This window comes from Bradyrhizobium iriomotense (assembly GCF_030160715.1).
Classification (GTDB): Bacteria; Pseudomonadota; Alphaproteobacteria; order Rhizobiales; family Xanthobacteraceae; genus Bradyrhizobium; species Bradyrhizobium iriomotense.
Window position 1 is genome coordinate 107,506 of record NZ_BSOW01000031.1, and the last position, 17,766, is coordinate 125,271.

The following is a 17,766-nucleotide window of genomic DNA, read 5'->3' on the forward strand; positions in this document are numbered from 1 at the left end:
TGGCCGGGCTCGCGCCCGGCCATTTCGTTTTGTGATGGCTTCCCGCTCTACCCGCCAGGCGCAAGCGCCGGATCGTAGCGCTCGCAAAATTGCTCGAGCGCTTCGGAGCGGAAATCGCCGAGGCGTTCGAAGATGATCTCATCCGGCCAATCCCACCAGGCGATCCGGCCGAGACTTTCCGCAACAGAATCGGCAAAGCGCTTGCGGATCGGGCGCGCGGGAACGCCTCCGACGATCGTATAGGGCGGTACACTACGGCTGACGACCGCGCCCGCGGCGATCACCGCGCCATCGCCAACCGTCACGCCCGGCAGCAGGATCGCGGCATGACCGATCCAGCAATCATTGCCAACGATCACCCGGTCGCTGCGGCGCTCCGCAAAGAAGTCGCGGTCACGGCTCGCTGTCGCCTCGTAATATTCGGGGCAATAGGTGAAGCGATGCTGGGACGGTCGGTCCATCGGATGGTTCGGGGCGCCGATCCGGACCGAATTAGCGATTGCCGTGAACTTCCCGATCACGGCGTCGGCGACCTCGCAATTCTCCCCGAGATAGGAGTAGTCGCCGAGCGAGGAATACTCGATGCGGGTGTTGGCGAGAATCTCGCAGCGCCGCCCGATCTGCGCCTCACGCTGGCGCACCGTCTCATGGATGATGGTTTCCGCGATCTTGGGGCGATGCGCATCCATGAATCGGCTCCGGTGAAGTCGTAGCCCGGGTAAGCGAAGCGATACCCGGGAACACTGCGCGCAAGGTCCCGGATGTCGCTTCGCTCATCCGGGCTACGATTCTTCGCCTTACGCGTGCAGCTTCTGCAATTCCTTCAGGATCGCTTCGCCCATCTGCGTGGTCGAGGCGGCGGTGGTACCCTCCGACTTGATGTCGGCGGTGCGCAGGCCGCTCGCGAGCACGGCCGCGATCGCGGCGTCGACCTTGTCCGCCAGCGCGCCCATGTCGAAGGAGTAGCGCAGTGCCATGCCGAAGGACGAGATCATCGCGATCGGGTTGGCGAGGCCCTTGCCGGCGATGTCGGGCGCCGAGCCGTGCACGGGCTCATACAGCGCCTTGCGCTTCTTGCTCTTCACATCCACTTCGCCGAGCGAGGCCGAGGGCAGCATGCCGAGCGATCCGGTCAGCATCGCCGCGATGTCCGACAGCATGTCGCCGAACAGATTGTCTGTCACGATGACGTCGAACTGCTTCGGCCATTTCACCAGCATCATGCCGCCGGAATCGGCGAGCTGGTGCTCGAGCGTCACGTCCGGATATTCGCGCTTGTGGACCTGGGTCATAACCTCGTTCCAGAGCACGCCCGACTTCATGACGTTGCGCTTCTCCATCGACGTCACCTTGTTCTTGCGCTTCTTGGCAAGCTCGAAGGCGACGCGGCCGATGCGCTCGATCTCATAGGTGTCGTAAACCTGGGTATCGATGGCGCGCTTCTGGCCGTTGCCGAGATCGGTGATGGTCTTGGGCTCGCCGAAATAGACACCGCCGGTGAGCTCGCGCACGATCACGATGTCGAGGCCCTCGATGGCCTCACGCTTCAGGCTCGAAGCGTCGGCGAGCGCCGGATAGCAGACGGCGGGACGGAGGTTGGCGAACAAAGCGAGATCCTTGCGCAGCCGGAGCAGGCCGGCTTCGGGACGCACCTCATAGGGCACCGCATCCCACTTCGGACCGCCGACCGCGCCGAAAATGACGGCATCGGCGTCCATGGCCTTGGCCATGTCGCCCTCGGAGATCGACACCTTGTGCGCGTCAAAGGCGGCGCCGCCGACGAGCCCGGTGTCGGTCTCGAATTTGGCGATCCCTGCCGAATTGAGCCAATCGATCAGCCGCTTCACCTCGCCCATCACTTCGGGGCCAATGCCGTCACCGGGGAGCAGCAGCAGTTTATGGGTCGCCATCGTCGTCACCTCAGATTTTCTCGTCATTGCCGGGCTTGACCCGGCAATCCAGCTTTTTTGAAGGATGGATGCCCGGGTCAAGCCCGGGCATGACGAATGGGATGAATTTCGGCCGGAGTGCTAGAGCGGCGTTGCGCGCTTGGCAAGACACCATTGCCGCGGCGCGGCTGTGCAAGGCGGTCGGGGCCTGCCACAATCCGCCTCGCCGGAGTACCCCTTGCACGCCCAAGACTACCTTGCTCAAGACCGCCGCCCTCCACTCGACGCGCACCCCGCGCGGCTGATCCTGATCCTGTCGCTGGCGGCGACGGTCGGGCTCGGCATCGGCCGCTTTGCCTATGCGCTGGTACTGCCGGACATGCGGGACAGCCTGAACTGGTCCTACTCGGCCGCCGGCTTCATGAACACCATCAACGCCGTCGGCTACCTCGCGGGCGCCCTGATGGCCTCGCGGCTGATCAAGCGGGTCGGCTGGTCGGCCGCAATCCGCGGCGGAACGCTGGCTTGCCTCGCGGCCCTGACGGTCTGCGCGCTCACCGGGAACTTCATCGCGCTCAGCCTGGCGCGGCTGGTGCTGGGCCTGGGCGCGGCGGCCGGCTTCGTCGCCGGCGGCGCGCTGGCCGCCACCATCGCGCAATCGCATCCTGAAAGGGCCAATTTCCTGCTCAGCCTGTTCTATGCCGGCCCCGGCATCGGCATCCTCGCCTCAGGGCTGATCGCGCCGTTCACACTGCAGCATTTCGGGCCGGGCTCGTGGTGGATCGTGTGGTGGGCGCTGACGCTGCTCTCGGCCGCCATGACGATCCCGCTGTTCCTGATCCGCATCGAGAGCAAGGCACGCTTCAGCGAGGCCGGTCACGGCTCGTTCGCGATCCTCCCCATCCTGATCTATCTCGCCGGCTATTTCCTGTTCGGCGCCGGCTACATTGCCTACATGACCTTCATGATCGCCTACGTGCGCGACGCCGGCGGCGGGGCAGCCGCTCAAGCGGCGTTCTGGAGCCTGATCGGCGTCAGCGCTTTCGTCACGCCCTGGGTCTGGCGCGGCGTGCTGGCACTCGATCGCGGTGGGCTCGCAACCGCGATCATCCTCGGCACCAATGCGCTCGGCGCCAGCCTGCCGATGCTGGGGCATTCGACCGCATGGCTTGCGATCTCGGCCATCGTGTTCGGTGTCGCCTTCTTCGCGGTGGTCGGCTCGACGACCGCCTTCGTGCGCTTCAACTATCCGCACGAAGTGTGGCCGACCGCGATCGCGGCGATGACGATCTCGTTCGGCGTCGGCCAGACGCTCGGCCCGATCGTGGTCGGCGCGATCACCGATGCGCTCGGCAGTCTGTCGTATGCGTTGAATGTCTCGGCCGCGCTGCTTGCGCTTGGTGCGCTCGCAGCGCTGTGCCAGCGGAAGGTAGGGCCGGCCGCATAAACGGTGTCGTCCCGGCGAAGGCCGGGACCCATAACCCCAGGGAGTGGTTTGGCGAGGACTCTTCGTTCGGTACTCCCATCACCCGCAATCGATAGATCACGCGGTATGGGTCCCGGCCTTCGCCGGGACGACAATCCAACTAACTCCCACTAAACGAATTGTACCCCTGGTCTTCCCAGTAGCCGCCCTTGTACTCGTTGGTGACTTCCATCGAGACGACGTATTTCGGGTTCTTGAAGCCGAGCTTTGTCGGCACGCGGATCTTCATGGGGAAGCCGTAAGCGCGCGGCAGAATCTCGTTCGCATATTTGAACGTGATCTGCGTCTGCGGATGCAGCGCTGAGCGCATGTCGAGGGGCGAGTTGTAGCCGTCCTTGTCGGCGCACTGGAACCAGACATATTTCGCGCGCGTGTCGGCGCCGATCAGCTTCAGGAAATCGCGCAAGGGTGTGCCGGTCCAGCTTCCGATCGCGCTCCAGCCCTCGACGCAGATATGGCGCGTGATCTGGGTAACCTGCGGGAGTTGGTACAGCTCGTCCAGCGTCCATGGTTTCTTGTTGTCGACGAGGCCGCGCACCTCCAGCTTCCAGTCCTTGCCGTCGACCTCGGGGGCCTCATCGAGATCGTAATAGGCGTTGAACGGGAAGGGTTTTGTGATCGCGCTCTCCGGAAAAGTCGGCGCCAGCGCGTCCGGATTGAAGATGAAGGCCTGCACGGCGTCGTTGAATTTCGAGACCGTCTTCAGCATTTCCTCAGCCGACGATGAGTCGACGACATCGCAGCCGGTGAGCAGCGTCAGCGCACCCAAGCTCGCGCCGCCCGTGATGAAGCGGCGACGGGTCAGGTCCGGCATCACCTTGAGCGAGTCCTTGATCAGGAGACGCTTGTCGACGCCGGGGATCAGGAATGAACGCTTGGCCATGATTCTCCTCCCACTCAGCGACCGATGATCATGGCGCGCAGGCTCTTCGGCACGAGCAGCGCGAGTGCGACGTGAACCACGAGGAAGGCGCAGATCGCGGCCATGCAGAAGAAGTGGACGTAGCGCGCGGTCGGATAGTCGCCGAACAGCATCACCAGATAATAGAGCTGCACGGGTTTCCACATCGCCAGGCCCGACAGCACGATGAGCACGCCGACCACGATGATCCCGGCATAGAGCAGGCGCTGCACGTAATTGTAAACGGTGAGATCGTCATGGCCGAGCTTGAAGGTCAGGGCCGCCCTGACGTCGTGGAGCACGCCGGACGGCGTAATCGGCAATAGTTTTTTCCGGAAGCGGCCGGTGGCAAGGCCGGTGACGAGATAGGCGAGCCCGTTGATCATCAGGATCCACATCGCCGCGAAATGCCAGAGCAGCGCGCCGCCAAGCCAGCCGCCGAGCGTGATGTCGCGGGAGAAGCTGAAGTTGAACAGCGGGGACGCGTTGTAGATCTGCCAGCCCGACATGATCATCAGGATCATGGCGAACGCGTTGATCCAGTGCATCACCCGCACCCAGGCCGGCTGGATGGACCGGGCCTTGGTGGCGCTGATGGGAGCGTCGGCTGCGGCTAGGCTCGACATGGTGGTTCCGTCCTCAGAGATCGCGTGACGACGAATATACGCCAGTGGCTTCGGTTTCGTTACGCCCTCGCATCTATCGATTTGATACCCTGGAGGTATCGCAGTCACAAAAAAGCGAGCCGGGATCCCCGGCTCGCCGTTTCGCGCGTCCTGTTCGGGGATGAAACAGGGCGGGCCGGTGTTACGTCGCCGGCATCAGCACGGTATCGACCACATGGATCACGCCGTTGGACTGGTTGACGTTGGTGATCGTCACCATCGAGGTGCCGCCCTTGGCGTCGACGATCCAGGTCTTGCCGTCCATCTTCTTGACCGTCAGCTCCTCGCCTTCGGCGGTCTTCAGCTTCTTGCCGTCGGTGAGGTCGGAAGCCTCGAGCTTGCCGGGCACGACATGATAGGTGAGGATCTTGGTCAGGGTCGCCTTGTTCTCAGGCTTGACCAGAGTGTCGACGGTGCCGGCCGGCAACTTGCCGAAGGCCGCGTTGGTCGGCGCGAACACCGTGAACGGGCCCTTGCCTTCCAGCGTCTGGACGAGGCCGGCGGCCTTCACCGCGGCCACCAGCGTGGTGTGGTCCTTGGAGTTGACGGCGTTCTGGACGATGTTCTTGGAGGGGAACATCGCGGCGCCGCCGACCATGACGGTCTTTTCCTCTGCGCGAACTGGCGCGACGACGGTTGCGGTGATGGCAAGCGCGCTGAAAGCGGCAGCGGCGAGATAGGCAATACGCTTCGACATGGAGAGTCTCCCAATCATTGGATGAAGTTCGTTCAACAACGGCGCCTGCGACAGTTTGGCGTGAGGCAGCAGCGCCGTCGTTGGGCCGAACTACGGGAGGTCTTGCGGGGCGGTTTCGGACAATAATTTATTGTGATGCGTGAAACTTTGGGTGGGGCTGTCCGTGGGAGGGCGGAACAGCGCCATTCACTCAGCCGTCGTCCCGGGCTCGCGACTTCGTCGCGCCCCGGGATGACGAGGGAGACTGTGGCGCGAGCGAAGCGATTCACTCCCTGCTCACAGCGTTTGAATGAAACCGCGATTGTGGGTCGGGCTGATCAGCACCTCGTTGATACAGACGCGCGGCGGCATGCTCGCGATGAAGGCGATGGTGCGGCCGAGATCTTCGGACTGCAGCATCCTCGCCTGCTCCTCCTCGCTCGGCACGACGGGCCGCAACTTCAGGATCGGCGTCGCCACCTCGCCCGGCATCAGGCAGCAGGCGCGGAGCCCATTGACGCATTCGTCCATGTTGAAGGAATGGGTCAGCGCCAGCACCGCATGTTTGGTCGTGGTGTAGGCCGGGCCCGGCATTTTCGAGACGTGGCGGCCGGCCCAGGACGAGACGTTGATGATGCATCCGTCCTGCTGTTTGCGCATCGCCGGCAGCACCGCGCGCATGCAATAGAGCACGCCGTTGAGGTTGATCTCGACGAGCTTGTCCCAGCCCTCCAGTTCCAAGTCGTTCCAGCTTCGCTTGGGAACATTGACGCCGGCGCTGTTGACCAGGAGGTCGATGCGCCCGTGTTTTGTCAGGATCTGATCCGCCGTCCTCTGGACATCGGCGGCAACGCTGACATCGAGCGGGATCGCCTCCGCCGCCCCGCCGTCTTTGGCGATCTTGGCGGCCACGGTATCCAGCGCGTCCTTGCGCCGGCCGGATACCACCACCGTCCAGCCGTCGGCCGCGAGCGCCTCCGCGCCGGCCTCCCCGATCCCGCTGCCGCCGCCGGTGACCCAGGCCACGCGTTTCCCATTTTTTGTCATGCAAACTGTCTCCGTTGCTTCTTTGGGGCTGTTTTTGCTAATCCAGCCTTCGCTTTTGGCCGGCCTCTGCCGGTGAGGGACTGTTGCATGAACCAAGCTGCCAACGCCAATCTGTTTTCCCGCCTGTTCGATGACCTCAAGGATCCGACGCGTCTTGCGATCGAGACCCAAGACGGCACCCGCATCAGCTATGGCGAGCTGATCGCACGCGCGGGCCAGATGGCGAATGTGCTGGTCGAGCGCGGCGTAAAACCGGGCGACCGTGTCGCGGTGCAGGTCGAAAAATCCGTCGCCAACATCGTGCTGTATCTCGCAACCGTGCGGGCCGGTGCGGTCTATCTGCCGCTCAACACCGCCTACACGCTGAACGAGCTCGACTACTTCATCACCGACGCCGAGCCGTCGCTGGTGGTCTGCGATCCCTCCAAGGCCGACGGCATCGCAGGGATTGCCGCCAAGGTGAAGGCCAAGGTCGAGACGCTCGGACCGGACGGCAAGGGCTCGCTGACGGAAGCGGCCGACAAGGCGAAGAGCGAGTTCGCCACCGTGGCGCGCGCGAATGACGATCTCGCCGCGATCCTCTACACGTCGGGCACCACCGGCCGCTCCAAGGGCGCGATGCTGTCCCACGACAATCTCGCCTCGAACTCGCTGACGCTGGTCGACTACTGGCGCTTCACCGACAAGGACGTGCTGATCCACGCGCTGCCGATCTATCACACCCACGGCCTGTTCGTGGCGACCAACGTGACGCTGTTTTCGCGCGCTGCGATGATCTTCCTGCCAAAACTCGATCCCGATCTCATCATCAGGCTGATGGCGCGCGCCACGGTGCTGATGGGCGTGCCGACGTTCTATACCCGCCTGCTCCAGAACCCCGCGCTATCGCGCGAAACCACAAAACACATGCGTCTCTTCATCTCGGGCTCGGCGCCGCTGCTCGCCGAAACCCATCGCGAATGGTCTGCGCGCACCGGGCATGCCGTGCTCGAGCGCTATGGCATGACCGAGACCAACATGAACACGTCGAACCCGTATGACGGCGAGCGCGTGCCCGGCGCGGTCGGCTTTCCCCTCCCCGGCGTCTCCGCGCGCGTCACCGATCCCGAGTCCGGCAAGGAGCTGCCGCGCGAGGAGATCGGCATGATCGAGGTGAAGGGCCCGAACGTGTTCAAGGGCTACTGGCGCATGCCGGAGAAGACCAAGTCGGAATTCCGGCCCGACGGCTTCTTCATCACCGGCGACCTCGGCAAGATCGACGCCAAGGGCTACGTTCACATCCTCGGCCGCGGCAAGGATCTTGTGATCTCCGGCGGCTTCAACGTCTACCCGAAGGAAATCGAGAGCGAGATCGACGCCATGCCAGGCGTGATCGAGTCCGCCGTGATCGGTGTGCCGCATGCCGATTTCGGCGAAGGCGTCACGGCGGTCCTCGTCTGCAACAAGGGCGCCGACGTCAGTGAAGCCTCAGTGCTGAAGGCGCTCGACGGGCGGCTCGCAAAATTCAAGATGCCGAAGCGCGTCTTCGTCGTCGACGAGTTGCCACGCAACACCATGGGCAAGGTGCAGAAGAACGTGCTGCGGGATACCTACAAGGATATTTACGCGAAGAAATAGGGGCGCAACGGCAAGGCCGCGCTACATTCTCGCTGTCGTCCTGGCGAAAGCCAGGACGACGTTGAGAGAGCTATTGTGCACCTAGCAGACTGATCACAAATCTACTGCCGACAATAAACAGATAACACCCGAAAGCTGCCTCCAGCGTGCGCTTCGACATCGCATGCGCGGCTTTTACGCCGAGCGGGGCGGTGACGAGGCTCATCGGCATCACCAGCACGGCGCCGATCAGCGAGACGTAACCAAGCGCGAATGGAATTTGCAAAGCCGCAACGCTGGGATAGTTCGCTGCCGCCGGCCAGCCGGCATAGACGTAGCCGAGCGCGCCGGGGATCGAGATCAGCACGGCGAGTGCCGACGAGGTCGCAACCGCCTGATGGATCGGCCTGCCGTAGAAGGTCATGAGCAGGTTGGAGAACAGGCCGCCGCCGATGCCCATCAGTGTCGAGAGGATGCCGACCACGAAGCCATAGGCGCGCATCAGCGGGCCCTTCGGCAGATCGTCGCCGAGCTTCCAGGTTTCGCGTGCGAAGATCAGCCGCACCGCGGCCGAGTATGCGACGCAGACGAACACGATCTTGAACAGCCGCTCCGGCGCGTAGCGCGCAACCACGCTGCCGGCGATGACGCCGATCAGGATCGGCAGCCACCAGACGCGCAAGACCGTCATGTCGACGGCGCCGCGCTTGTAATGCGCCTGGAACGAGCGGATCGAGGTCGGGATGATGAGCGAGGTGCCGACGCAGAGCGGCATGCGCACCTCCAGCGGTACGCCGGCGATGCGGAAGCATTCGTAGAACACGGGGACCAGGATCGCGCCGCCACCGATGCCGAACACGCCGGCGAGAAAGCCGGAGAGCGCGCCGACCGCAATGAGCAGCAGCGCCAATTCGACGATGTCCTGAAGATCGAGACCTGCAATCACGCGAATCATATCCCGGCAACGACGCGCCGCCCGGTCGATGCGCCCACGAGGAGCGACGCGTTCGCAACTTCTAGGCTATCCCGACCGCGCGGTCGTCAGCGGGAAGCGTCAGGCGCGGAATGCGAAGCACGCATATCGGAAGCGCCCTGCTGGGATGATAGAAGGCGAAATTGGCTCGATCGCCGGGTGTGACAGGCTGTTCGGCGGTTCCGCTCGACGCCATTTCGATTGCACTTTGCTGCATGAACGGACCGGTTCGCGTGAGAATGATCTTCCTGCGATTTCAACTCGCGAGCGAACGTTTGAAGAAACGGACCAATATTCGTTTCTTCAACATCCCGATGTCGCTCTGGTATACCAAACCCCTGATCGACCTAGTTTCGTCATCCCTCTAGAGCTGAACACCGGTTCGCTTTATGGCGATTTGGTGATTGCGTGGATAGATTCGACTCCGTAAATAGGGCCGACCTTTCGCGATCCCCGCGCGCCCCATGCTGGGCCGCAATAAAACACCAAAGTCGCCCATGACCGCACGGATCGAACGACCGCTTTCACCACACCTGCAAGTCTATCGCTGGACGCTGACGATGGTGCTGTCCATCGTCCACCGCGCCACCGGTATCGCCCTTTATGTCGGAACCCTGCTGCTGGCCTGGTGGTTGATTGCCGCGGCCTCCGGCCCGGCGGCGTACTCCCATGTGCAGGCCTTTACCGGCAGCATCATCGGCCGGCTGATCGTGTTCGGTTACACCTGGGCGCTGATGCACCACATGCTGAGCGGTATCCGGCATTTCGTCTGGGACCTCGGCTACGGCTTCAAGGCCAATGAGCGCGAGGCGCTGACCTGGGGCGCACTGATCGGCGGCATCGCGCTCACTGTGCTGATCTGGATCATTGCCTACGCGATCGGAGGCGGACGATGAGCACGACCGAGACGCCCAAGCGCAGCATGCGCACGCCGCTCGGCCGCGTCCGCAACCTCGGCGCCGCACATTCCGGCACGTCCGATTTCTGGCGCCAGCGCCTCACCGGCGTCGCGATGACGCTCTTGATGCTGCCCGTGATCGTGGTGGTGATGATGCTGCTCGGCCGCAACCAGGCGGGCGCTGCGCAGATTCTCGGCTCGCTGCCGATCGCGCTGATCCTCCTGCTCTTCATCTTTGCCAGCGCCTGGCACATGAAGATCGGCATGCAGGTCGTGATCGAAGACTACGTCCATAACGAGAAGCTGAAGCTCGTTGCGGTGATGCTCAACAACTTCTTCTCGATTGCGGTGGCGCTCGCCTCGACCTACGCGATCCTCAAGCTGTCATCCGGAGTGTAACCCATGGCCGCCGGCACGAATGGCAAGGGTAACGGCGCTCCCGCCACCAACGGAAAAGCCTATCCGATCGAAGACCACACCTATGACGTCGTCGTGGTCGGCGCCGGTGGCGCGGGCCTGCGCGCGGTCGTCGGCTGCAGCGAGGCTGGCCTGCGCACGGCCTGCATCACAAAGGTATTCCCGACCCGCTCGCACACCGTCGCGGCGCAGGGCGGCATCTCCGCTTCGCTCGGCAACATGCACAAGGACGACTGGCGCTGGCACATGTACGACACCGTAAAGGGGTCGGACTGGCTCGGCGACCAGGACGCGATCGAATACATGGTGCGCCACGCGCCCGAAGCGGTCTACGAGCTCGAGCATTGGGGCGTGCCGTTCTCGCGCACCGAGGACGGCAAGATCTACCAGCGCCCGTTCGGCGGCATGACCACGGAATTCGGCAAGAGCCAGGCGCAGCGCACCTGCGCCGCCGCCGACCGCACCGGTCACGCCATGCTGCACACGATGTACGGCCAGTCGCTGCGGCATGCGGCAGAATTCTTCATCGAGTTCTTCGCCATCGACCTGATCATGGACGACCAGGGCGCCTGCCGCGGCGTGATCGCGCTGAAGCTCGATGACGGCACGCTGCATCGCTTCCGCGCCCAGACCACGATCCTGGCGACCGGCGGCTACGGCCGCGCCTACGCCTCCTGCACCTCGGCCCATACCTGCACCGGCGACGGCGGCGGCATGGTGCTGCGCGCCGGCCTGCCGCTCCAGGACATGGAATTCGTGCAGTTCCACCCGACCGGCATCTACGGCTCGGGCTGTCTCGTCACCGAAGGCGCGCGCGGCGAAGGCGGCTATCTCGTCAACTCGGAAGGCGAGCGCTTCATGGAGCGCTACGCGCCGTCGGCCAAGGACCTCGCCTCGCGCGACGTCGTCTCGCGCGCGATGACCATCGAGATCCGCGAGGGCCGTGGCGTCGGCAAGAAGAAGGACCACATCTTCCTGCATCTCGACCATCTCGATCCTGCGGTATTGGCCGAGCGCCTGCCGGGCATCTCGGAATCCGCAAAGATCTTCGCCAATGTCGACGTGACGCGCGAGCCGATCCCGATCGTGCCGACCGTGCACTACAACATGGGCGGCATCCCCACCAATTATCACGGCGAGGTGCTGACGAAAAAGGACGGCGACGACAACGCCGTGATCCCGGGACTGATGGCGATCGGCGAAGCCGCCTGCGTCTCCGTGCACGGCGCCAACCGTCTCGGCTCCAACTCGCTGATCGACCTAGTGGTGTTCGGCCGCGCCGCCGCGCTGCGCTGCGCCGAAAAGCTCACCGCCAACGGCAAGCAGCCGGAGCTGCCGGCGAATTCGGCGGAGCAATCGGTCGGCCGCCTCGACCACTACCGCTATGCCTCGGGCGGCACGCCGACCGCCAAGCTGCGTGAAGGCATGCAGCATGTGATGCAGAACAATTGCGCGGTGTTCCGCACCGGCGATGTTCTGAGCGAGGGCCAGAACCTGATCCAAAAGGTCCATGGCGGCATCACCGACATCGCCGTGTCCGACCGCTCGCTGGTGTGGAACTCGGACCTCGTCGAGACGCTCGAGTTCGACAATCTGATCTCGCAGGCGGTGGTGACGATGAACTCGGCCGCCAACCGCACCGAGAGCCGCGGCGCGCATGCCCGCGAGGACTACTCGGCGCGCGACGACAAGAACTGGATGAAGCACACGCTGGCCTGGCTCGACGATGCCGCCAAGGTCACGATCGACTACCGCCCGGTGCACAACTACACCATGACCAACGACGTGCAGTACATCCCGCCGAAGGCGCGCGTGTATTGATCCAACAGTAGCCGTCATTCCGGGGGGATGCGCAGCATCGAACCCGGAATCTCGAGATTCCGGGTCTGGTCCTTCGGACCATCCCGGAATGACGAAAGGTTAGAGCAATGGTTGAATTCGCACTTCCGAAGAACTCGAAGATATCAGGCGGCAAGACCTGGCCGAAGCCCGCGGGCGCGACTGAGCTTCGCGAATTCCGCGTCTATCGCTGGAATCCGGACGACGGCAAGAACCCGAGCATCGACACCTATTACGTCGACACCCACGACTGCGGTCCGATGGTGCTGGACGGCCTGATCTGGATCAAGAACCACATCGACCCGTCGCTGACCTTCCGCCGCTCCTGCCGCGAGGGCGTCTGCGGCTCCTGCGCCATGAACATCGACGGCCAGAACACGCTCGCCTGCACCCGCTCGATGCACGACGTCAAGGACGGCGCGGTGAAGATCAACCCGCTGCCGCACCAGCCGGTGGTGAAGGACCTCGTCCCCGACCTCACCAATTTCTACGCGCAATACGCTTCCATCGAACCGTGGCTGAAGACCACCTCGCCGACCCCGCAGAAGGAATGGCGCCAGAGCCACGAGGACCGCGAGAAGCTCGACGGCCTCTACGAGTGCATTCTCTGCGCCTGCTGCTCGACCTCCTGCCCGAGCTACTGGTGGAACAGCGAGCGCTATCTCGGTCCCGCTGCCCTGCTCCAGGCCAACCGCTGGGTGTCCGATTCGCGCGACGAGGCGACCGGCGAACGGCTCGACAATCTCGAGGACCCGTTCCGGCTCTATCGCTGCCACACCATCATGAACTGCGCCAAGGCCTGCCCGAAGGGCCTCAACCCCGCAGAGGCGATCGCCGAGCTCAAGCTGAAGCTCGTCGAGCGGCAAGTTTAAGCGAAATTTTCTGCACCGGCCCGCGGTCGTTGCGGCTGCGGCCGATTTGCAATCCATGGTAGATTAACCTATAATTGCTACCGACGCATCCTTCGCGGGCGGAGACGCGCCGGTCGCAACCAAAGGTTCCCATCACAAGCCACTTCCTTCCCTGCGGGAAATTCAAGTAAGCTTCGTTCCGGGTCAGGAGCGACTGTGCAGGGCGCGCAACGCAATTCGTTGAAACTGCTGCAGTGGATGATGGCGGCATCCCTGGCGCTGCCGATTGCGCTGTTCATCATCGCCTCGGCGATCTCCTATCATTCGACCAATGACATCGCCGATCGCGAGATCGAGCGCACGCTCGACGTCGCCCATGAGCATGCGCTCAAGGTGTTCGAGACGATCGACCGCAGCCTTGGCGAGCTCAACGAGGTCGTGCGCGGCCTCTCGGACGAAGCGATCCGGTCGCGCGAGGAGGCGCTGCACCGGCGCCTGAAGCGCCTGACCGATTCGCTGCCGCAGCTCAAATCCGCCTGGATCTTCGACGCGGAGGGCCATGCGCTGGTCAACAGCCTGCTGTCGCCGGCGCCGCAGATCAAATTTGCGGACCGGGACTATTTCAACGCCCATGTCGACCAGAACATTGGAACCTTCATCGGCACGCCGCTGACGCCGCGCGTGCCCTACCAAGGCGCCCGCTTCTTCGGCATGAGCCGCCGCCGCGATTCCGACGACGGCAGCTTCATCGGCGTGATCCAGGCCTCGGTATACCCCGAATATTTCGAGAGCTTTTATGCACGCATCGGCAGCGAATCCGGCAGCTTCTTCGCATTGGGGCGGACCGATGGCGTCCTGCTCGCGCATTATCCGCACCTCGATCACGACGTCCGGCTCGATCCCGGCGGGCCGGTCGGCCGGAAGATCGCGCTGAGCCCCGAGCACGGGATGATGACCATCGCCTGGCCCGCCGACGGGATCGAGCGGCGCATCGGCTACAAGCGCGTCGCCGAATATCCGATCTATGTCAGCGCGGGACTCGAGACCGCGGCGATCCGTTCGCGCTGGCTCGCCACCATGGGCCAGCACCTGATCTTCGGCTTGCCTGCAACGGCCCTGCTCTTCTTCATCCTCGCGCTGGCATTGCGGCGCACGCAGAACCTCCAGGCCGAAGCGGCACGGCGGCGCGACGCCGAGGAGGCGCTCAAGCACAGCCAGCGCCTGGAGGCGCTCGGACAGCTCACCGGCGGCGTGGCGCACGACTTCAACAACCTCCTGACCGTGATCCGCGCCTCCATCGACCTGTTGAACCGGCCGCAATTGTCAGAGGAGCGGCGGCAGCGCTACATCAACGCCATCACCGAGGCGGTCGGGCGCGCCGCCAAGCTGACCTCGCAGCTTTTGGCCTTCGCGCGGCGGCAGACGCTGAAGCCCGAGGTGTTCGATGTCGGCGCGCGCGTGCAGTCGCTGCGCGACATGATCGCCACGCTGACGGGACCGGCCATCGAGGTCGTGATGCGGCTGCCGGCGGCGTCCTTTCTCGTCAACGCCGATGCCGGCCAGTTCGAGACGGCGCTGTTCAACATGGCGGTCAATGCGCGCGATGCGATGCAGGGCCGCGGCAGGATCACGTTCACGGTGGAGGCCGCAACCGCCGTTCCCGACAGCCTGGCTCATCTCGTCGGCAGCCATGGCTTCATCACCGTCACGGTCACCGATACCGGGTCCGGCATTCCTGCAAGCCAGCTCGGCCGCATCTTCGAGCCGTTCTTCACCACCAAGCAGGTCGGACAGGGCACCGGGCTTGGCCTGTCGCAGGTGTTCGGCTTCGTCAAGCAATCCGGCGGCGAGGTGACGGTCGCGAGCGAGATCGGCCGCGGCAGCACCTTCACGCTGTATCTGCCGCGCGTGCCCGCCGAGGTGCTGCCGCAGCGGCAGGCGCCGGACACCGCGCCCGCACTGGCCGGCAGCGGCATGTCGGTGCTGGTCGTCGAGGACAATATCGAGGTGGCCAATTTCGCCGCCGACGGGCTCACTGAGCTCGGCTACAGCGTCACGCTGGTCGACAATGCCAGCGATGCGCTCGCGGAGCTCGCGGCGGATGTGGACCGCTTCGACGTGGTGTTTTCCGACGTGGTGATGCCCGGCATGACCGGGCTCGATCTCGCGCACGCAATCCGCGACCGCGGCATCGACGTGCCCATCGTGCTCACCAGCGGCTATAGCCACGTGCTGGCGCAGGACGGCAGTTTCGGCTTCGAGCTGCTGCAAAAGCCTTACTCGATCGAGGCTCTGTCGCGCGTGCTGTACAAGGCCGCACGGCTGCGCCGCGTGCGGGACGGTGCCGCGGAATAGCGCGGTCGCGTAGACCGGATGGAGCGAAAGCGCAATCCGGGAAGACATCGCGCTAGACCCCGGATTTCGCTTCGCTCCATCCGGGCTACATGTTCCTCCGAGATTGGAGTCCTCCGCAAAACCGGCTATGCATGCGCCGCTTGCAACGAGGACTTCTGCTTGACGCCCGATACCGACCCCTCGCCCGCGCCATTCGGCGCGTTCGCGCCCAATGCGGCGCAGGCTGCGATCATTTCGCTTGCACACCGCTCTGGGCTGAAGCGCGGCGCGTTCCGCCCGTGGCTGTCGCGGCTGGTCAACCTGCTGCGCGCAGGTCCCGTCGACGTGCAATATCAGGGCGCCTCGTTCCGCTTCCACCACCAGGCGAGCGCGACCGAGCGCGGCGCGCTGTTCAATCCCGACTATAATCTCGACGAGCTCGACTTCCTGCGCCAGCACACGCCGGCCGGCGGCGTGTTCGTCGACGTCGGCGCCAATGTCGGCACGTTTGCGCTGGTGATAGCGCGCCATGTCGGCGCACAGGGAAAGGTCGTCGCGATCGAGCCGCATCCCACGACCTTCGCGCGGCTCTCGTTCAACAAGGCGGCGTCGGGCGCGACGCAAAGATCGACCCAAGTCCGCCTCGTACAAGCGGCGGCCGGCGAGGCCGACGGCGAGCTGATGATCGAGACCGACGGCGACAATCTCGGCGCCAGCCATGTCGTGACCGGCACGGCGACGGCAAGGGCCATCAAAGTGCCGTCGTTGCGGCTGATACGGATTCTCGAGGAGTCCGGCGTCACGCAAGTCGATGCCCTCAAGATCGACGTCGAGGGTTTTGAGGACCGCGTGCTGATCGGCTTCTTCCGCGATGCGCCGCAATCGCTATGGCCCCGCGCTGTCGTGATCGAGCATCTGTCACAAAACGAATGGCGCGAGGATTGTATTGCGGACATGGTCGCGCGCGGCTTTGCCGTCACGCGCAGAACGCGGAGCAACACCTTCCTGTCGCGCTGACGACAATCAACGACGGAGATTGCGATGATCGATCACATGGGTTTTCCGGTTTCCGACTATGAGCGCGCCAAGGCGTTCTACACGAAGGCACTGGCGCCGCTCGGCTACAGCCTGATCATGGAGGTCACGCAGGAGCAGACCGGCCACGATCCCGCCGCGGGCTTTGGCGCCGACGGCAAGCCGGACTTCTGGATCGGCGGCGAAGGCGCGTTGAACAAGCCCGTGCATGTCGCGATTCTCGCCAAGGACCGCGCCACGGTGGATGCATTCCACAAGGCCGCCATCGCCGCCGGCGGACGCGACAATGGACCGCCGGGCATTCGCGCGCATTATCATCCGACTTATTACGGCGCGTTCGTGCTCGACCCCGATGGCCACAACATCGAAGCCGTCTGTCACGCGCCGGAATAAGCCTGTTCCATCGCCGCGATGCGTGGGAACATCGACGCACCGACAACGTTGTCGTCTTTCGAGCAACGACATGTCGATGATGGATGATGCCGATCGAACCCCCGGAGATTCCGCCGGCGACACCGGGCACACCGAGTGAGCCGCCGCCGGAAATGCCTCCGGGCAATCCGCAGCCGGATATCGCGCCGCCGGTGCGCGAGCCCGGCGAATCACCACGGCCCGACGAACTGCCCGGGCGCAGGCCGGACGAGATTCCACCGCGCGGACCGGACGGACCGCGCACGCCCAATCCCGCGACGGATGCGAACTTGTCGCACCGTCACATTCGAGGCGATTGCAAGATGGGCCTGAATGCGCAATGAACGGCGATGTTCTGAAGTGATTTGCATGCAGAAATAAATCGAGACGCGGCTCCTTCGCCCGCCACAATCCGGCCTAACGCGTATCTGTTGATCGCAACACTGACTCTCCAAGAACTTCCGCTACAAGAACCTTCCGGGGAATTCATCATATGACTCACTTTCGCTTCGTGCTGCTTGCCACGACGGCTCTGACCGCGATGCCATTCGCAAGCTCCGCATCGCACGCGCAAAGCGCACCCATCGTGATCGCGCAGGCGCAGCCGCAGGGCGAAGTCGGCCCTGACGGAAAACCGAAGCAGCCATCAAGGGAGCAGCCGAAGGCGCCGCCGGCACAGCAACCGCCGGCCGCGCGCCCCGCACCGACCCCGCCGCCGCCTCCGCCCGCGGCTCCCCAGCGCCCGAGT

At 64.2% G+C, this 17,766-nt stretch carries 17 protein-coding genes and 1 pseudogene; 11 read left to right on the plus strand and 7 right to left on the minus strand.

The window, feature by feature from the left end:
• Positions 1 to 47 precede the first annotated feature (47 nt).
• Entirely contained in the window at positions 48 to 689 is a 642-nt protein-coding gene (locus QQL28_RS34640; protein WP_284272911.1) for a DapH/DapD/GlmU-related protein, read from the minus strand.
• Positions 690 to 797: 108 nt separating this feature from the next.
• The gene (leuB, locus tag QQL28_RS34645; protein ID WP_284272913.1) at positions 798 to 1,910 is read right to left on the minus strand and encodes a 3-isopropylmalate dehydrogenase; all 1,113 of its coding nucleotides are present in this window, start codon (positions 1,908 to 1,910) and stop codon (positions 798 to 800) included.
• Between the two features lie 217 nt (positions 1,911 to 2,127).
• Between leuB and QQL28_RS34650 the strand changes: the two genes are divergently transcribed.
• Positions 2,128 to 3,336: a YbfB/YjiJ family MFS transporter gene (locus QQL28_RS34650; protein ID WP_284272915.1), complete on the plus strand. Its 1,209-nt coding sequence runs from the start codon at positions 2,128 to 2,130 to the stop codon at positions 3,334 to 3,336.
• A gap of 139 nt (positions 3,337 to 3,475) precedes the next feature.
• Here QQL28_RS34650 and QQL28_RS34655 read toward each other — a convergent pair whose 3' ends face one another.
• From QQL28_RS34655 to QQL28_RS34670, 4 genes are all read right to left on the minus strand, one after another.
• Positions 3,476 to 4,258: a molybdopterin-binding protein gene (locus QQL28_RS34655; RefSeq protein ID WP_284272917.1), complete on the minus strand. Its 783-nt coding sequence runs from the start codon at positions 4,256 to 4,258 to the stop codon at positions 3,476 to 3,478.
• A gap of 14 nt (positions 4,259 to 4,272) precedes the next feature.
• Positions 4,273 to 4,902 carry a cytochrome b/b6 domain-containing protein gene (locus QQL28_RS34660; RefSeq protein WP_284272919.1) on the minus strand — a complete coding sequence of 210 codons (630 nt, stop codon included), beginning with the start codon at positions 4,900 to 4,902 and terminating at the stop codon, positions 4,273 to 4,275.
• A 181-nt stretch (positions 4,903 to 5,083) separates the two neighbouring features.
• Positions 5,084 to 5,638, minus strand: a complete 555-nt coding sequence (locus QQL28_RS34665; protein ID WP_284272920.1) for a fasciclin domain-containing protein — start codon at positions 5,636 to 5,638, stop codon at positions 5,084 to 5,086.
• 276 nt (positions 5,639 to 5,914) lie between these two features.
• Positions 5,915 to 6,664 (minus strand): SDR family oxidoreductase, encoded by a 750-nt coding sequence (locus QQL28_RS34670; RefSeq protein ID WP_284272922.1) that lies wholly within the window; start codon positions 6,662 to 6,664, stop codon positions 5,915 to 5,917.
• An 87-nt stretch (positions 6,665 to 6,751) separates the two neighbouring features.
• Between QQL28_RS34670 and QQL28_RS34675 the strand changes: the two genes are divergently transcribed.
• Positions 6,752 to 8,281 (plus strand): malonate--CoA ligase, encoded by a 1,530-nt coding sequence (locus QQL28_RS34675; protein ID WP_284272924.1) that lies wholly within the window; start codon positions 6,752 to 6,754, stop codon positions 8,279 to 8,281.
• A gap of 70 nt (positions 8,282 to 8,351) precedes the next feature.
• Here the strand turns inward: QQL28_RS34675 and QQL28_RS34680 are convergent, their stop codons facing one another.
• A complete protein-coding gene (locus tag QQL28_RS34680; protein ID WP_284272926.1) occupies positions 8,352 to 9,206 on the minus strand; it encodes a sulfite exporter TauE/SafE family protein in 855 nt (284 codons plus the stop codon).
• 524 nt (positions 9,207 to 9,730) lie between these two features.
• Between QQL28_RS34680 and sdhC the strand changes: the two genes are divergently transcribed.
• The 9 genes and pseudogenes from sdhC to QQL28_RS34725 all read left to right on the plus strand — a co-directional run.
• Positions 9,731 to 10,129, plus strand: a complete 399-nt coding sequence (gene sdhC / locus QQL28_RS34685) for a succinate dehydrogenase, cytochrome b556 subunit (protein ID WP_284272927.1) — start codon at positions 9,731 to 9,733, stop codon at positions 10,127 to 10,129.
• The gene (sdhD, locus tag QQL28_RS34690) at positions 10,126 to 10,530 is read left to right on the plus strand and encodes a succinate dehydrogenase, hydrophobic membrane anchor protein (RefSeq protein WP_284272929.1); all 405 of its coding nucleotides are present in this window, start codon (positions 10,126 to 10,128) and stop codon (positions 10,528 to 10,530) included. Before sdhC ends, sdhD begins: the two co-directional genes overlap by 4 nt.
• A gap of 3 nt (positions 10,531 to 10,533) precedes the next feature.
• Positions 10,534 to 12,369: a succinate dehydrogenase flavoprotein subunit gene (gene sdhA, locus QQL28_RS34695; RefSeq protein ID WP_284272931.1), complete on the plus strand. Its 1,836-nt coding sequence runs from the start codon at positions 10,534 to 10,536 to the stop codon at positions 12,367 to 12,369.
• Positions 12,370 to 12,476: 107 nt separating this feature from the next.
• Positions 12,477 to 13,259, plus strand: a complete 783-nt coding sequence (locus tag QQL28_RS34700; protein WP_284272935.1) for a succinate dehydrogenase iron-sulfur subunit — start codon at positions 12,477 to 12,479, stop codon at positions 13,257 to 13,259.
• A 195-nt stretch (positions 13,260 to 13,454) separates the two neighbouring features.
• Complete coding sequence (locus tag QQL28_RS34705) at positions 13,455 to 15,593, plus strand: hybrid sensor histidine kinase/response regulator (RefSeq protein WP_284272937.1); 2,139 nt, start codon at positions 13,455 to 13,457, stop codon at positions 15,591 to 15,593.
• A 159-nt stretch (positions 15,594 to 15,752) separates the two neighbouring features.
• Positions 15,753 to 16,589, plus strand: coding sequence for an FkbM family methyltransferase (locus QQL28_RS34710; protein ID WP_284272939.1), 837 nt, complete (start codon positions 15,753 to 15,755; stop codon positions 16,587 to 16,589).
• A gap of 24 nt (positions 16,590 to 16,613) precedes the next feature.
• The gene (locus QQL28_RS34715) at positions 16,614 to 17,000 is read left to right on the plus strand and encodes a VOC family protein (RefSeq protein WP_284272941.1); all 387 of its coding nucleotides are present in this window, start codon (positions 16,614 to 16,616) and stop codon (positions 16,998 to 17,000) included.
• A gap of 86 nt (positions 17,001 to 17,086) precedes the next feature.
• Positions 17,087 to 17,362: a hypothetical protein gene (locus QQL28_RS34720; RefSeq protein ID WP_284272943.1), complete on the plus strand. Its 276-nt coding sequence runs from the start codon at positions 17,087 to 17,089 to the stop codon at positions 17,360 to 17,362.
• 149 nt (positions 17,363 to 17,511) lie between these two features.
• Positions 17,512 to 17,766, plus strand: a pseudogene (locus QQL28_RS34725) (OmpA family protein); the annotation flags it as partial.

Bases quoted from the DNA above. Each gene is read 5' to 3' on its own strand.
- QQL28_RS34700 (WP_284272935.1), top strand. From the start codon at position 12,477: ATGGTTGAATTCGCACTTCCGAAGAACTCGAAGATATCAGGCGGCAAG.
- QQL28_RS34675 (WP_284272924.1), top strand. From the start codon at position 6,752: ATGAACCAAGCTGCCAACGCCAATCTGTTTTCCCGCCTGTTCGATGAC.
- QQL28_RS34640 (WP_284272911.1), bottom strand. From the start codon at position 689: ATGGATGCGCATCGCCCCAAGATCGCGGAAACCATCATCCATGAGACG.
- sdhD (WP_284272929.1), top strand. From the start codon at position 10,126: ATGAGCACGACCGAGACGCCCAAGCGCAGCATGCGCACGCCGCTCGGC.
- QQL28_RS34655 (WP_284272917.1), bottom strand. From the start codon at position 4,258: ATGGCCAAGCGTTCATTCCTGATCCCCGGCGTCGACAAGCGTCTCCTG.
- QQL28_RS34715 (WP_284272941.1), top strand. From the start codon at position 16,614: ATGATCGATCACATGGGTTTTCCGGTTTCCGACTATGAGCGCGCCAAG.
- sdhA (WP_284272931.1), top strand. From the start codon at position 10,534: ATGGCCGCCGGCACGAATGGCAAGGGTAACGGCGCTCCCGCCACCAAC.
- QQL28_RS34660 (WP_284272919.1), bottom strand. From the start codon at position 4,902: ATGTCGAGCCTAGCCGCAGCCGACGCTCCCATCAGCGCCACCAAGGCC.
- QQL28_RS34665 (WP_284272920.1), bottom strand. From the start codon at position 5,638: ATGTCGAAGCGTATTGCCTATCTCGCCGCTGCCGCTTTCAGCGCGCTT.
- sdhC (WP_284272927.1), top strand. From the start codon at position 9,731: ATGACCGCACGGATCGAACGACCGCTTTCACCACACCTGCAAGTCTAT.
- QQL28_RS34720 (WP_284272943.1), top strand. From the start codon at position 17,087: ATGCCGATCGAACCCCCGGAGATTCCGCCGGCGACACCGGGCACACCG.
- QQL28_RS34670 (WP_284272922.1), bottom strand. From the start codon at position 6,664: ATGACAAAAAATGGGAAACGCGTGGCCTGGGTCACCGGCGGCGGCAGC.
- leuB (WP_284272913.1), bottom strand. From the start codon at position 1,910: ATGGCGACCCATAAACTGCTGCTGCTCCCCGGTGACGGCATTGGCCCC.